The following is a 15,905-nucleotide window of genomic DNA, read 5'->3' on the forward strand; positions in this document are numbered from 1 at the left end:
ATTTACATGACTGACATACTTCAACTTTCCATCGTCATACCGCTTTACAACGAAGAGGAGTCGTTACCAGAATTGCACGATTGGATTGTGCGCGTGATGACAGAACAGGGATATACGTACGAACTTTTGCTGATTGACGATGGCAGCACCGACCGTTCCTGGGAGGTAATCAGCCAGCTTTCTGCGGGCAATTTAAACCTGCGGGGCATTCGCTTCACCCGCAATTATGGCAAAACGGCGGCTTTACAGACTGGGTTTCAGGCGGCTCGTGGGAAAGTAGTCATTACACTGGATGCTGACTTGCAGGATAGTCCCGACGAGATTCCAGAACTTTACCGCATGATTACCGTCGACGGTTACGACCTGGTGTCGGGCTGGAAACAAAAACGCTACGACCCGCTGACTAAAACTCTTCCAACCAAACTTTTCAATGCCGTGTCACGCTGGGTATCGGGGGTGCAGCTGCACGATTTCAACTCCGGCATCAAAGCCTACCGCCTGCCCGTTGTTAAGTCCATGAATCTGTACGGCGAGATGCACCGCAACCTGCCCATTGTGGCCCGGTGGAACGGTTTCACAAGAATTGGGGAGAAAGTAGTCCAACACCAGGCTCGAAAATACGGCAGTACTAAATTCGGGCTGGACCGCTTTATCAACGGTTTTCTGGATCTGCTGGTTATTGCCTTTGTTCAGAAATTCAGCCGACGCCCAATGCACTTTTTCGGCACCTTCGGCACCCTGTCATTTTTTATCGGCACCTTGATCACTATTTACCTGATTGGGGAAAAATTATACAATATTGCGAACCAGTTGAAATACCGAAACGTAACCGATAATCCGCTGTTTTTTCTGGCACTAGTTGCCATTATTATCGGCGTACAATTATTTTTAGCTGGTTTTTTGGGCGAGATGCTTGTCCGTCAATCAACCCAGAAAACCGGCGATTACTTAATTGCTGAAAAAGCAGGATTCTAGCCATAAACCCACAACCATTTTAAATCAGTCACCATAATCATTTAAGCTATCACAACGCTTCAGCCACCAACCGATTTACCCGAATTAAGTATGAACAATCAGTTTAAAGCACATCCCTGGCACGGGATTCCCATTGGTGAAAAGGCACCGAATCAGGTAACCGCCTTCATTGAAATTGTACCGACCGATACGGTCAAATACGAAGTTGACAAGGATACCGGCTATCTGAAAATTGACCGACCCCAGAAGTATTCCAACATCGTTCCGGCGTTGTACGGTTTTATTCCGATGACGTATTGCGACGAGCAAGTCGCTTCGCTGGCCCGCGAACGGTCCGGCCGCGAAATCGAAAAAGGCGACGGTGACCCGATCGACATCTGCGTATTGAGCGAACATGCCATCACGCACGGAAACATCATCCTGCAAGCCATTCCGATCGGCGGTTTCCGGCTGCTCGACAAAGGCGAAGCCGATGACAAAATCATTGCCATTCTGAAAGGCGACGGCATGTACCAGGGCTACGATGACCTGAGTCAGCTCCCCGATAGCGTAGTACAGCGGCTGAAACACTACTTCCTGACGTACAAAAACTTACCCGGCGAACCGATGACTTGCGAAATCGTTAACGTGTACGGCCGGGAAGAAGCCCACGACGTGATCCGCCGGTCGGTAGAAGACTACTGGATGCTGGTTCGGAATTGGGCGAGTTGAGTGTACGGAGACAGGCAGAAAAGCAAATTGGAAGCAATGTGTTATCAGGCGGGAAGTTGATTCTTTTTTCTGTTTCTCCTCCCTTCCTCCCTTTTCTCCACTCCTCCTTAAATACACACATTCAACACAAATTCAGGAGATGGGAAGCCGTCTCCTTTTTATTTTTGTTTAGGAGATAGGATGAAGGATTATCTTTTATCTTTCATTCAATTTACCTGATCATCCATTTGCCAACCGTCGTCCGCGACATAAAACATGCGTCAGTTTTTTAAGTACGTTTTTGCCACCATCATCGGTTTATTCGTTTTTACGTTCATTACCTTTTTGATGTTGCTAGCCATCGGTTCCGCGTTTTCTTCGGCATCCGGTGATGAAATTACCGTAAAAGAAAAATCGGTTCTGAAACTCAACCTGAACAGCCCCATTCGTGAAATTGGCGTTGAAAATCCATTTGGCGGTTTTGGCCCTCTGAAATCAACGGGCGACGTAATCGGCCTTATCGACCTGAAACAGGCACTCGCCAACGCCAAACTTGATCCGAACATCAAAGGGATTTACCTCCAGACCGAATACCCCCAAACTGGCTGGGCATCCCTTGAAGAAATCCGGACGGCGCTCCTTGACTTCAAAAAATCGAAAAAATTCGTTGTTGCCTACGGTGAAGTAATGACGGAGAAGGGCTATTACATCGCTTCGGTAGCCGACAACATTTACCTCAATCCGGCCGGAGCCCTGGAATGGAACGGGTTAGATGCCGAATACACCTTCTTTAAAGGCACATTCGACAAGCTGGGCATCAAACCGGAGATTTTCCGGGTCGGTGAATTCAAAAGTGCTGTTGAACCGTTCATCCGGGAAAATATGAGCGAGGCCAACAAAATTCAGACTACTTCTTTCCTGAATTCGCTCAATGATCATTTTCTGACCAATGTGGCCCAAAGCCGGGGATTGCAGGTACCGGTTCTGAAAAAACTGGCTGATGACCTGAGCATTCAGACCGCCGGCGACGCGCTACGAGCAAAATTGGTTACCAAAGTGGGCTACTACGACGAAGTGGAAGCCGATATGCGCAAAAGCCTGAAAATTGAAGAAAAGAAGAAAATTGACTTCATTTCATTGAGTAAGTACGGCAATGCCAAGAAATACGTCGAAGAAGGGAATAGCAAAAATCGGGTAGCGGTTATCGTGACTGACGGCGAAATCGTAACCGGAAAAGACGAAGACAACATCGCTTCTGATCGCGTGGCGGAGCAAATTCGCAAAGCCCGGCTGGATGATAAAGTGAAAGCCATCGTGATCCGGGTCAACTCACCGGGTGGTAGTGCACTGGCTTCGGATGTGATGTGGCGCGAAGTCGTACTGGCCAACAAAGCCAAACCGGTCATTGCTTCTATGTCCGATTACGCGGCCTCGGGCGGTTATTACCTCGCAATGGGTGCCCGCCAAATTGTGGCCGAACCCAACACCATCACGGGATCGATCGGTATTTTCGGGATGCTTTTCAACACTGAAGGTTTCTTCAAAGACAAGTTGGGTATTACTTACGACCGCGTTGTCACCAACACGTATTCCGATTTCCCCTCGTTCACGCGCGAGATGTCGCCCTTCGAGAAAAATGTACTGCAACAGAGTGTTAACCGGGGCTACGAAATCTTCACCACCAAAGCCGCACAAGGTCGTAAAATTCCGGTCGACAGCCTGAAAGCACTGGCGTCGGGACGGGTTTGGTCGGGCGTACAAGCCAAAGCCAACGGTTTGGTTGATGAACTCGGTGGTCTGGACAAAGCTGTTCAACTGGCGGCTAAAGCTGCTAATCTGAAAGAAGGCGACTACCGGGTCCGGTACACACCGGAAAAGAAAAATGCGGTGGAAGAACTAATCAAGGCGTTTACTGGCAACGAAGAGGAACAATTACAGGCGAAACTGGGTGACCTTGCTCCGTACGTCAAATACCTCAAAATGTTGAAACGAATGGAAGGCACACAGGCTCGCTTACCATTTGGGCTGGATGTTAAATAAATCAGTCTCGCCAGACGTTAGCCCTAGCGCGGAGACCTGTCAGGTTTTAAAAACCTGACAGGTCTTTCTTTTTTGTATCTTACGAACTCATTTTGGTTGCTTTATGAAGACACTCCCAATACAGATGGACTTGTTTGCCCTCATCATCCTGATGGGCGTAATGCAGGGGCTGTTTCTGGGCGTTTTCTTTCTGACCGGCAAACGGGGCCGGAACGTAGCCAACCGCTGTCTGGGCTGGTTTACGCTGGCACTGGCGGCAATCAGCGGTGAAATTTTTCTCAATTACAGCAACTACACCTTTCTGGCGTTGTGGACGGTCGACTTTGCCGAACCGCTCAACTTTGTGATTGGTCCGTTGTTCTATTTCTACACATTCTGTCGCATCTGGCAACGCCTGCCGCGTCGGTGGGGCTGGCATCTGGTTCCATTTGCCATCTGGCTGATCAATTCGGTCACCTGGTTTTACCAGCCCATTGAATTCAAATACAATTCATACCTTCATTCGCAGCATCCGGAGATGTCGTATATCCACGCCGATCCGTACCTGGAAGAAGACTTTACCGAATTACGGGCCTACATCAACGAGATGACGTTGGTCAGTTGCCTCATTTATGCGATCCTTTCCCTGCTGACCATCCGAAACGCAATCCGCCGGAAACCCGAGTTCCGATCATCGGAGCAGTTGCTGTCGCTACGGTTTTCGAGCTGGTTATTTGCACTGGTTCCTTTTCTGATTATTCTGGTAAAACCGCAATTTGAACGGGATGCTGGCGATTACCTACTGGCTACGTACATCGCGGCCACTATTTACGCGACCAGCTTTCTGGTCATGCGCGGATCTGATTTTTTCCGGGACGAACTAATCTCCGAACCCAAATCTGTAGACCAGGAACCGTCAGTTGAACCCAAAAAGAAATACGAACGGTCATCCTTATCGGAGGAAATTGAAGAAAACCTGCTGAACAAACTCACCCGGCTGCTCGACGAAGAAAAACCGTACCTGGAAAGCGACTTGTCCCTGCCCAAACTCGCCCAGCGGCTCAATACCTCACCCCATCACCTTTCTCAATTGCTCAACGACCGCCTGGAGCAAAGTTTCTTTGACCTTTTAGCGACCTACCGCGTGCGGGAGGCTCAGCACTTGCTACTGGATTCGGCCACCATGAACCTGAAAATTGACGAGATTGCCGAACGCGTCGGCTACAACTCCAGTTCAGCGTTTCACACGGCATTCAAGCGGCTGACCGGCCAAACTCCGGCCCAGTTTCGGGCCACGGCGACTTCGTCCCGTTCGGCACGAACTTCATAAGGATCGGGAAATAGCGTTTCTGGGGCAAATTACCCCCATGTTTGCAGCATCGAAACCAACACGTTCAAACCGATGCAGCAGCCAATCAGTGCACCAGCCAATCCGGTCATTCTCCTACCCTCCGATGCCCCCGCGACCACATCCGCCCGACGCTACGACCTCGACTGGCTACGGGTTTTTGCGATCATCCTTTTGTTATTTTACCACACGGGTATGATCTACGTCAGCTGGGGATTTCATATCCAGAGCCAGGATACCAGCCCGCTATTCGAAGATATTATGCGCTGGCTCCACCGCTGGCGGATGCCGTTGCTGTTCTTCATTTCAGGAGCCGGAACGTATTACGCCCTCGGTCGAAAAACCAGCCGGGCGTATGCCAGCGAACGCTTCAAACGGCTCTTCGTCCCGTTGTTGTTCGGAATGTTCGTTATTGTACCGCCCCAGATTTATTTTGAATGGTTATTTCGGGGACGGTTTTCGGGAAGTTATCCGGAATTTTACTCCCACGTTTTCAACTTTGAACCGTACCAGGAAGGCGGCAAGGGGGGCGCTTTCAGTTGGCACCATCTCTGGTTTATTCTGTATTTGTTTCTTTATTCGCTGCTGAGCCTCCCCCTTTTCCGCTACCTCAAAACGCTTCCAGGGCAACGCCTGACGGACCGTATTGAACGGCTTATCGTCCAACCGGGCGGAGCCTTGAGTTTTGTCTTGCCCATCTTACTCAGTCAGTTTCTTCTACAACCATTCTTTCCGCACGAAACTCATGCTTTGGTAAACGATTGGGCTTATTTTGTATTCAACCTGCTGCTTTTCTGGCTAGGTTACCTGCTGGTCAGTCGGCCCCATTTCGCAAAAATTCTATCCAGTCAACGGCGCATTTTTCTGTTCGGAACTCTGTTGTGCACCATTTACCTCTATGCTTCCCGCGCCTATCTACATCGCCATCCGGACCTGGAGGGGCTACTTCGGTGGCAGATTCTTTATCACCTTAACGTCGATTGCCTGACCTGGTTTTCGGTGCTCACTTCGGTCGCATATGGGTATCGGTATTTAAATGTAAAGCGCCCTATCCTTCCCAACCTGACCGAAGCGGTTTATCCGTTTTATATTTTGCACCAGACCGTTATCATTGCTATTGGCTACTATGTGTTGCAATCAAACCAATTCGGTATTTACGGTGGTTTCTGGCTGATCAGCTTTGCAACACTCCTGATTTGCCCAACAGTTTACTGGTTTCTCATTCGCCCATTCAAAGTCACCCGATTCCTTTTTGGTTTAAAATAAACGTATTGTATTTACCTCATTACACGATGAAGCACGTCATTTCATTTCTGGCAATTATTCTTTCTTTCTCTGTCAAACCGACCGTAGGACAAGTTACGCCCCAGCAGGGATGGCCCGCTTACGGCAACGATGCGGGGGGAATGCGGTTTTCGCCCCTCAAACAAATCAATACCGACAATGTCAAGCAACTGCGCGTTGCCTGGACCTTCCGAACTGGTGAACTCGAACGCTATAAAGGCACGGATGCCGCCGAAAAAGCCGCCTTTGAAGCCACGCCGGTGCTGGTTGATGGAATGCTTATTTTTACCACGCCTACCACCCGGGTTTTTGCCATCGATGCGGTCAGCGGTACCAAAAAGTGGGAATACGATCCGGACGTGTACCTTCGGCAGGATTTGTCGGAGGTTACTTCGCGGGGTGTATCCATCTGGCCAGCCTCCACAGATCAGGCCAACGCCGGTGCCACCAAACGGGTTTTCGTGCCCACCCTCGACGGCCGACTGATTGCCCTGGATGTAGCCACGGGAAAACCCATTTCTTCGTTTGGAAAGGAAGGCACCATTGATTTGCGACAAGGAATCGGTAACATCAGCGTTACCTCCCCGCCCGCCATCATCGGTAATACCGTTGTTGTAGGTTCCTCCATGGGCGACAACCAACGGTTTAACTACGAGCGGGGCGTTGTTCGGGCCTACGATGCCCGAACCGGCAAACTACGCTGGAGCTGGGACCCCATTCCCCGTTCGGCGAAAGACCCAGGTGCCAAAACCTGGAAAGGCTCCAGTGCCACCCAGACCGGAGCCGCCAATGCCTGGTCCATCATCTCGGCCGACGCCGAACGGGATCTGGTTTTTATCCCTACTACCTCCCCCAGTCCGGATTATTACGGCGGAGAACGACTGGGCCAGAACCTCTACGCCAGTTCGATTGTCGCTATCAGGGCCTCCACGGGTAAAGTGGTCTGGAACTTTCAAACCGTCCATCACGATCTTTGGGACTACGACAATGCCGCTCAACCACTGCTTTTTTCGTTTGAACAGAATGGAAAAACCGTTCCGGCGGTTGCCGTAGGCACAAAAATGGGACACGTTTTCATTCTTCACCGCGAGACGGGCGTTCCACTGCTCCCCGTGGAAGAGCGTCCGGTTCCGGCATCAAAGGTTCCCGGCGAAGAAGCCTCCCCCACCCAGCCTTTTCCTAAAACCCTGCCAGCGCTGGGCCTGCACAAGCTGGAAGCCTGGGGAGCCACGCCAGCCGAAAAGGCCGCGGCCCAAAAACGAATTTCCTCATTTCAATACGAAGGAATTTTCACCCCGCCCTCCCTACAAGGGTCGGTGATCACCCCAAGCAACGTCGGCGGCATCAACTGGAGTGGGATGTGCTACGACCCCGAATCGGGTCTGCTCATTACCAATGTCAACCGCATTGCCGCCGTCATTCGTCTTTTGCCCCGCGAAGGGCTGGCGGTAGCCGTCAAAGACGATCAGGAGTTACTGCGGTCTGAAACCGGTTTCCAGGCCGGAACACCGTACGTTCTCAAAAGAAGTTATTTGTTTACAAAGGGCAAACAAGGCATATCGATGCAGACGGCTCCTCCCTGGGGAACCCTGGCGGCCATCAACCTCAAAAAGGGTTCATTAGCTTGGGAAGTACCCCTGGGTTTCATGTACGATCCCGCTAACTATCCTGACGCCAAGCAATGGGGAGCTATCAACCTTGGCGGGGCTATAGCCACAGCGGGTGGTCTGGTATTTATATCGGCTTCGGTTGACGGTCACTTCCGGGCTTTTAAAACGGCCGATGGCAGTTTGCAGTGGGAAGTACCGCTGCCCGCCGGAGGGCAGGCCACCCCAATGACTTATCAACTTAACGGCAAACAGTATCTGGTCATTGCCGCGGGCGGCCACGGAAAATTAGGAACGAAACTCGGTGATTACATCGTAGCGTATGCCTTACCGTAGTCCATTTTCAGAATACTAAAACTTTTTTCATTTCTACGCAACCGTTTGGCGCTCACGTTCGTATATGTGCATACAGAAGCCTTTGGCCCGACCTTTTATGTGAACGAAGCGCCAGGGGAACCGCTGATGTTACCGGTTCGCGTCATGAGGTTCTGCTTGAACACGCCCGGTCCTTCCGACTTGTTTCGGAAAGGCCGGGTGTTGTATTTCGGTTGGGGTAAGAATCTTTGAAACCGACAGATCTCGAAGACCTGTCAGGTTTACGCTACTCCTTTACAGCACCTTCACCGGATTCTTGTGCTCGTCGATGGCCACAAACGTGAACGAGCCATGAACAGCCCGTTCACGGTGGTCGCTGTACATTTCTTCAACGTAAATCTCCACATCAATTTTTAGACTTGTATTGCCGATATGCGCCACGCTACCCACTAACTCGACAATGGTACCGGCCGGAATGGGTTTGTTGAAATTGATCTTATCCGACGAAACCGTTACCACCCGTTTGCGGGTGAACCGGGTGGCTGTAATGAACGCGATTTCGTCCATCATTTGCATGGCCGTACCCCCGAAAAGCGTGTCGTAGTGATTGGTCGTATTCGGAAAAACCGCTTTGAAAATGCGGGTTTCAGCCAGTTTAATTTTTTCTTCAAGTGAATCCATTGATCAACAAATAAGCTACTTCCCTTAAAATTTTCAATTGGCTCGTCATCCGCTGAAGCAGTCTGCCAGGGCAGTTGATGACTCTGTTCAGGAAGGATTTAGGAGTAATTTCAGCGTTACGCGCTGTAAAGTAAGTGCAGAGAAAGGGTCAATGGGCATTCGGAAATTTATCCATGATTTCCCGATGCTGATTGTGGTTGTATTCCGTCCGGACTTCCTGCAAACAGCTGACACACAGACATGTATCATAGAGCGAACGAACGTAATTCCGCTGATTATCATCCAGTTGCACCATCACACACTGGCAGAGATTGATGTCATCTACCTTGCATTCGAAAGCCGCTCCACAGCGCGGGCAGCCGACAGTTTCGTTCTTTTTGGTTTGTGTTTCCATACGCTTGTCAGATGTCAGATTTTCCGGTCGTACGACCGGAAAATAAAACTTATACCTTCTCAACCACTCAGATTCTGAACCGGCAATACATCGGACAACACCGCGAACTAACGGCAATCTGCCCGCAAAAGCAAGCCCGTTGTGTCACGCGGTTTTCGGACATTCCAACCATCGGGACGTTTCTCGGGTTAAGAGAAAGAATCAGCACCCGGCATTCGCCGACTTACAAACCGTACACTCACTCATGCGCTACCTTCTGCTTTTAGCCTCTCTTCTTTTTGTCTTGACCAGTTGTGGAGATCGCTCCCGTGGATCCGAAACCGCCGATCAATCAGCCGACTCCACGGCATCCGCAACAACCAACCCGGTTTGCTACCAGCAAATAAGTGGCAATGATACCACGCGGCTCCGACTCGTTATTGAGGGATCGGTAGTAACGGGCGAGCTGACGGTTCTGCCGTTCGAAAAAGACCGGGCATCCGGTCCGATTAATGGAATCATCACAAACAATCAAATCCGGGCCGACTGGCAACGATCAGGCGAAGGCGTCGTTCAGCCCTATGAAATAACTTTTACGCTAACTGGTGATGCCGTCATTTGGCGAGAAGGCGAACGCGTTGATAAACAAGGCCGTTGGGTTCTCAAAGACCCGGAAAGCGGTTTTGAGTATAAGCTACTAAAAACCGAATGTCCCTAATATTTTTCCCACGGGCGGCCAGCCAGGTGGTTCGAAGCCGCCAGCGCCCCCACCTTTTTTTCGTATCGCTGGTAAAATCAGTGCCGTTTGTTCGATAATTAGCTTTTAGCCACTGATTTTTTTAAATTAATGGCGGAGCTGACATGATCATTTTTTAAATTTGGTAGCTATCGTGGTATTAGCGAACTTTACTTTAAATTAAAACCACCACCGTTTACATGACCTTTTTTGAAGATACGGTTTCCATTGTAAAAGTAGCCGTATCGTTGCTACTATCCATCGCCAGCTGGCTCCTGATCCAATATCCCGAGCCATTCCGAAGACTGCTGAACCCTCGGCCTACCCTTACTCTTTGGGCCTCATTCATTGGTTTGCGCATTGTCCCGTTCATCATTGTTTACCTGATTATGGGGTTTGACCCCCGAAGTGACACGGAGTTTTTCTACAAGAAAGCGCTGGCCGCTTTTGAAGGCGGCATGGTTTACCGCGACTTTCTCTCCTACCACGCCCCGCTCTTTGGCTATCTGATCAGCTTGCCGCTCTATATCTGGAACAGTGCCAAAATACTGATTCCTTTCATGGCACTATTTGAATTCGTTATTGTCTGGGCGACCTGGCGTTACTACCGATCCAGCCGTCCGGATGCCCTGCTGACGGCGGTTTTGTACTTTATTCTGCCGTTGCCATTTGTTGCCATGATTCTCAGCAGCGAAGAAGACATCTGGTTCTGGGGAGTGGGCCTGGTAACGATGCTGTATGCCAGCCGCAAACAGGGTAGCCTCTGGATTGGTATCATCTGGGGATTGTCAATGATTCTGATCAAAAGTATGGTGATCGTTCTGCTAATTCCCTTGTTTTTTCTGGTCGACAATAAATTTAAATACGTCCTGGGGCTGGCAATCATTGGTCTGCCCACGGTGGTGGTTCTGTATCTGCTAATGGGCGACGCTTTCCTGATGCCCCTGCAACATTCGGGCTACGACATGACGCCGAACATTGTGAGCATCACCCGCCCCTTTCTGAGTGGGCTGTACAATCAGATCAGTTTGACCCGCCTGAACACCATCAGCCTCTTCATCACCATGGGAACCGCTACCTACGTGGCAATTCGCTACCGGCATTTGGGGTACGAAAAAATTTTTCCGTCTCTGTTCATCGTCACCTTCGGAATTTTTATGCTGGCCCAACCCAGCGCACCCGGTTTTTACCTGTTTACGTACATGTTAGTGGTGCTGTTTGAGCTTCTTCGGAACAATAAACCCTTTGGTAACCAACTTATTTTACTCAATTTTCTGGTGGTCATTCAACCCATCATCTGGGTGCTGTACGCCGGCATGAAAAACTACGATAGCTGGCAAACCGTGTTCTCGTCGGGCGTTTGTACCGCCGATTATTTTATCCAGGTAACCGAAGTGGGCTTGCTGCTGGCGCTGGTTTGGAATACCTTTGCGCACTTGAAATCGCTGGACCGAACTGCCAGCGGGGCGTTTGCGGCCCAGTCGCTGCGAGCGGGTAGTTCTTCGCTGTCGTAACCTGGTGTCGGTCCGTCCTGCTTATGTTCATTATCTATTCAAAGGCAGCTGCCTCTCTTTTACTCAGTATTGCACTGATTGTTTTATGGTACAGACGCTCGGCTGTCGAGTCGTTTCTGGACCGTAAACAGTTGCCCTGGCTGCCCGTTTTCTGGGTGCTGCTACGGTTTATTCCGTTTCTGGCCGTTTACATCTTTTTCAATTTTGCGCCACAATCCGACGTTGCGTACTACTACTACCCCATCGGTCTATCGGCAAAAGCACTCGAGGTTCCTTACCGCGACGTGTATAACCCGTACGCACCTTTTTACGGGTACTGGATGGCCATTCCCTTGATTTTGTGGAACAACACGCGGGCGCTGGTCCTTTTTCTGACGCTGGTTGAATTGCTGGCCGTCTGGCTTACGTACCAGACTTATCAGGGCCTTCTCTCCCGGGGCGAGCGGCTTTACAGAGCCTTGTTTTACCTGATGTTGCCCGTGCCTTTTGTTATGTCGGTACTGAGCGGGCAGGAAGATGTGGCACTTTGGGTCTTTGCTTTATTGGCCATTATCGCCTTAAAACGGTACCGCAACGACTATCTCTGCGGACTTCTGCTGGCCTTAGGCATTTTATCGACCAAGGCGGTTTTTGTTCTAATTATTCTTCCGTTTTTTCTGCTCAGCCGCCGGTGGATTCCATTCATGGCGGGACTGGCAACGCTGGGCGTTCCGGTGGTGATTTTTCTGTTCCTCAAAACCGGTCTGTTGTTTATTGAGCAGCCCCTGGATGAGGGACAGTACCTGAAAGCTCCTAACTGGGCGTCGGTACTACACCCCTGGACCGCGTCTTTCATCAACGCCGAATGGTCAGTCTGGAACTACGCCGGCTTGCTTGTGAGTTTGCTGGCCGGTCTTCAGATTCTCCGAAATCGGGGAAATCACGATTACCGCACGTACTTCCCCCTGTTTTACATCGCAACATTTAGCTTGATGACCGTGGTGCAGAAAAATGCTGTGGCCAACTACGCTTATCTGTTCATGTTACCGCTGGTGTTTCAGTTGTTCGATTTCCGGCGTCTCCGTTCATTGTTGTTGCTGCTGCTGTTCAACTGCCTGGCGGCTGTCCAACCCTCCTTTTGGTGGCGCATCGGGCAACCTTATTACAAATCAGCCAGCGACATTCTCAGCCGACCGGATTATGCCCTGGAATACAGCATGGAACTTTTCATTACGGGCTACTTGATTTACCTGGTTATAAAAACGCAAAAACAATTTAAACCATCACCCAAATTACAAACTGAGCCGGTTTAAACCGGTTTGATTTTTCAATAAAAGCCTGAAAGATCGGCACGCAATGGGGCACGGTTTGCGCTAATCTGCTTCAGCCCCTATATTTGGCTTTGCTTACCTCGATTTTACGCTATAGACTGATATGACTGACGTACGCACTGACTGGACCCGCGACGAAATTGCGGATATTTATAACTCCCCCGTTCTTGACCTCATCTACCGGGCGGCCACCGTACACCGGCAACACCACGACCCGCAGGAAGTACAGGTTTGTACCTTATTGTCGGTTAAAACCGGCGGTTGCCCGGAAGACTGCGCTTATTGTCCCCAGGCGGCTCGTTACCATACGAACGTCAAGGTCCACAAGCTAATGGAAGTGGATGAGGTCTTATCGGCCGCTCACCGGGCCAAAGAATCCGGCAGCACCCGGTTTTGCATGGGTGCCGCCTGGCGGGAAGTACGCGACAACCGGGATTTTGACAAGGTGTTGGAAATGGTAAAAGGCGTCAACCGGATGGGCATGGAAGTATGCTGCACGCTCGGGATGCTGACCGAGAGCCAGGCCGAAAAGTTGAAAGATGCCGGGTTGTACGCGTACAATCATAACCTTGACACGAGTGAAGAATACTACGGCGACATTATCTCGACCCGTACTTACGATGACCGTCTGGAAACGCTTGGTAATGTTCGGCAGGCCGGGATTTCAGTTTGTTCCGGCGGTATCATTGGTATGGGTGAATCGCATCAGGATCGGATCGGCATGTTGCTGACGCTGGCCAACCTGCCGGAGCACCCCGAATCGGTTCCGGTCAACGCCCTGGTTCCGGTTGAAGGAACTCCGCTGGAAGAACAGCCCCGCGTATCGGTTTGGGAAATGGTTCGAATGATTGCCACGGCCCGAATCATCATGCCAAAAGCGATGGTGCGGCTATCGGCCGGCCGGGTGCGGATGAGCATCGAAGAGCAGGCACTTTGCTTCCTGGCCGGTGCCAATTCCATTTTCGCTGGGGATAAACTGCTGACCACGCCAAATCCGGAAGAAGATCAGGACCGTCAATTGTTCCAGACCCTGAACATTCGCCCGCGTAAGGCCTTCAAAGATGCCGAACAACCCGCCGTGGTTTTTGAACAAATTCCCCTGTAGTTGATTGTCAGCTCTCTATAAACAAAGTAGCACGATTTTTCAATCGTGCTACTTTGTTTATAAGCTTTTCAATACGAATCAGATAGCCACTTTTTCCCGCGAGATGGTATTGAGCAGCGCATTTTCAATTCGTTCAATGGCTTTATCAAACGTCCATTGTTCCTGAACCGCTCGCCGGGCGTTGCGCGAAAGTCGGTCGGCCAGCGCCTGGTCGGTCAGCACCCGCTCAACGGCATGCGCCATTTCCTCCGGTTTCCGATTGACCAGCAAACCGTTATAATTACCAATAATCGTTTCCCGAACACCACCTTCGGCAACGGCAACCACCGGTAAGCCACAGGCATTGGCTTCTAGCGGAGCCAGACCGAACGGTTCGAGCGTGGAGGTATACAACAGGCAGGAAGCCGTATTAAGCAACCGGACCAGCTCGTTATGCGGTATTTTTTCCCGCGGTTCGAACTGGACACCCGCTTCCTGACTCTGGGCTTTCAGCTTGTCTACGTAGGCCGTGTCGCCCATATCACCCACCCAGACGAGTTTGGGACGAATGGTTTCGGGAACCAGCGCCAGGGATTCGATGGCCAAATCCGGGCGTTTGTGCTGAAAGAAAGCGCCCAAACCCATCACAAACGGTTCTCGTGGTAAATCCAGAAAGGGGAACAAGGCCGAATCGATGCCTAAATAACAGACTTCACCCGCTCCACCATAGGCCCGAAGCAGGTTTTCGTTGCTAAAATACGAGTTGACTAGTACCTTATCGTAGCTACGGTAATTTTCAATTTCTTCCCGAACCCGAACCCTGGCCTGACGAATTTTAAAAATGTCATCCCAATACTGGCTTCGGTAATCGGCTTTTTTCCAATTTCCGTTGGCGGGAGGTAGGCCCTCCCAAATCAAATCGGGTGATGATTCGAACAGGGTACGGTTGGGTTCGCCGAGGTAAAGCGCTTTCGGAATGTTGACAAACCGTCCGATATACGGCATTGAGAAGATGATGCAGGAATTCGCAAACAGTACGTCAAACCCACCTTCGTTAATCTGGTCGGCGCATTGACGGCAAAAATCGAGCATCCGCCGGATGCGCGTTTCTGGCTCAAACTTCAACGCCCAGACTTTGTCCCGGTATTCATCACGAATACGAATATCCATCGACAACGGTAATATGTGCGTTTTAGTCACATATTTATCGACATCCAGAAACGTGCTGTCAGCGATCGACGATGTCCAAACTTCAATAGAGTGACCACGCTGAGCCAACCCCTTAATATGCTGATGCAGAGCCCTACTCCCGCCCCCACTTCGTAGGTTATGCCAAACTGCAATTTTCATTACTTACCACTTAGTTCCGGTAAAACGGTTGCCAATATAGGCTTTTTTTCTGTTAACTTTCTATCGATTTCCCAACTGAATCACTTCCATATCGGTTATTCGATTTGCGTCAATGGCAAACCGGATGGCCGTTCGAGTGGTGTGAAAACCGTGTTTTCCGGCGGCTCCTGGATTGACAAACAGCATGTTATTTAGTTGAGGATCGCGACTTACTTTCAGAATGTGCGAATGGCCGCAGACAAAAAGAGACGGTGTATTAGCCAGTAATTCAGGCCGTACAATAGGATTATACCGGGGTGGCGTTCCGCCAATGTGAGTCATCCAGACGGTTATTCCTTCCCGCTGAAACCGCTGATGCGTAGGACATTCCCGCGCAATCGCCTGATTATCGATATTTCCGTGGACCGCAACAAATGGTTTAAACGCCCGAAGCTGATCAACAATCTCCAGCGACCCAATATCGCCAGCGTGCCAGACTTCATCACATTTGGCAAAATGCGTGAATAATTGCGGATCTAAAAAACCGTGGGTGTCAGAAAGCAGACCGATTCGGATCAATGATAGAGTACAGTGTTTATCAAAGGTAAGCAGCGTTTACCAGAGATGCTCGATGTGTTCC

Annotated in this window: 14 protein-coding genes; 10 read left to right on the forward strand and 4 right to left on the reverse strand. The window is 50.4% G+C overall.

The features are described from left to right. Nucleotides 1–6: 6 nt before the first annotated feature. From ACYVH9_RS11585 to ACYVH9_RS11610, 6 genes are all read left to right on the forward strand, one after another. A complete protein-coding gene (locus tag ACYVH9_RS11585; protein ID WP_460636514.1) occupies nt 7–975 on the forward strand; it encodes a glycosyltransferase family 2 protein in 969 nt (322 codons plus the stop codon). Between the two features lie 90 nt (nt 976–1,065). Then, complete coding sequence (locus ACYVH9_RS11590) at nt 1,066–1,686, forward strand: inorganic pyrophosphatase (protein WP_460636515.1); 621 nt, start codon at nt 1,066–1,068, stop codon at nt 1,684–1,686. Nucleotides 1,687–1,941: 255 nt separating this feature from the next. Next, the gene (gene sppA / locus ACYVH9_RS11595) at nt 1,942–3,705 is read left to right on the forward strand and encodes a signal peptide peptidase SppA (RefSeq protein WP_460636516.1); all 1,764 of its coding nucleotides are present in this window, start codon (nt 1,942–1,944) and stop codon (nt 3,703–3,705) included. 103 nt (nt 3,706–3,808) lie between these two features. Next, nucleotides 3,809–5,014: a helix-turn-helix domain-containing protein gene (locus tag ACYVH9_RS11600; protein WP_460636517.1), complete on the forward strand. Its 1,206-nt coding sequence runs from the start codon at nt 3,809–3,811 to the stop codon at nt 5,012–5,014. 72 nt (nt 5,015–5,086) lie between these two features. After that, nucleotides 5,087–6,298, forward strand: coding sequence for an acyltransferase family protein (locus ACYVH9_RS11605; protein WP_460636518.1), 1,212 nt, complete (start codon nt 5,087–5,089; stop codon nt 6,296–6,298). 26 nt (nt 6,299–6,324) lie between these two features. Then, nucleotides 6,325–8,259, forward strand: coding sequence for a pyrroloquinoline quinone-dependent dehydrogenase (locus ACYVH9_RS11610; RefSeq protein WP_460636519.1), 1,935 nt, complete (start codon nt 6,325–6,327; stop codon nt 8,257–8,259). 273 nt (nt 8,260–8,532) lie between these two features. On the opposite strand, the gene ACYVH9_RS11615 is transcribed toward ACYVH9_RS11610, so the two are convergent. Next, nucleotides 8,533–8,919, reverse strand: coding sequence for an acyl-CoA thioesterase (locus ACYVH9_RS11615; protein ID WP_460636520.1), 387 nt, complete (start codon nt 8,917–8,919; stop codon nt 8,533–8,535). Between the two features lie 148 nt (nt 8,920–9,067). After that, complete coding sequence (locus tag ACYVH9_RS11620; protein WP_460636521.1) at nt 9,068–9,313, reverse strand: cysteine-rich CWC family protein; 246 nt, start codon at nt 9,311–9,313, stop codon at nt 9,068–9,070. A 244-nt stretch (nt 9,314–9,557) separates the two neighbouring features. Between ACYVH9_RS11620 and ACYVH9_RS11625 the strand changes: the two genes are divergently transcribed. The 4 genes from ACYVH9_RS11625 to bioB all read left to right on the forward strand — a co-directional run bounded on the left by ACYVH9_RS11625 (nt 9,558) and on the right by bioB (nt 13,957). Continuing rightward, the gene (locus ACYVH9_RS11625; protein ID WP_460636522.1) at nt 9,558–10,010 is read left to right on the forward strand and encodes a hypothetical protein; all 453 of its coding nucleotides are present in this window, start codon (nt 9,558–9,560) and stop codon (nt 10,008–10,010) included. Between the two features lie 218 nt (nt 10,011–10,228). Next, nucleotides 10,229–11,542 carry a hypothetical protein gene (locus ACYVH9_RS11630; protein ID WP_460636523.1) on the forward strand — a complete coding sequence of 438 codons (1,314 nt, stop codon included), beginning with the start codon at nt 10,229–10,231 and terminating at the stop codon, nt 11,540–11,542. A 23-nt stretch (nt 11,543–11,565) separates the two neighbouring features. Then, nucleotides 11,566–12,834, forward strand: coding sequence for a hypothetical protein (locus ACYVH9_RS11635; protein WP_460636524.1), 1,269 nt, complete (start codon nt 11,566–11,568; stop codon nt 12,832–12,834). A 121-nt stretch (nt 12,835–12,955) separates the two neighbouring features. Further along, on the forward strand, nt 12,956–13,957 hold the full coding sequence (gene bioB / locus ACYVH9_RS11640; RefSeq protein ID WP_460636525.1) for a biotin synthase BioB: 1,002 nt from the start codon (nt 12,956–12,958) through the stop codon (nt 13,955–13,957). A gap of 78 nt (nt 13,958–14,035) precedes the next feature. Here bioB and ACYVH9_RS11645 read toward each other — a convergent pair whose 3' ends face one another. Further along, nucleotides 14,036–15,286 carry a glycosyltransferase family 4 protein gene (locus ACYVH9_RS11645; protein WP_460636526.1) on the reverse strand — a complete coding sequence of 417 codons (1,251 nt, stop codon included), beginning with the start codon at nt 15,284–15,286 and terminating at the stop codon, nt 14,036–14,038. 60 nt (nt 15,287–15,346) lie between these two features. Further along, nucleotides 15,347–15,844, reverse strand: coding sequence for a metallophosphoesterase family protein (locus ACYVH9_RS11650; protein ID WP_460636527.1), 498 nt, complete (start codon nt 15,842–15,844; stop codon nt 15,347–15,349). Nucleotides 15,845–15,905: the final 61 nt, after the last annotated feature.

Source organism: Larkinella harenae (genome assembly GCF_054780515.1).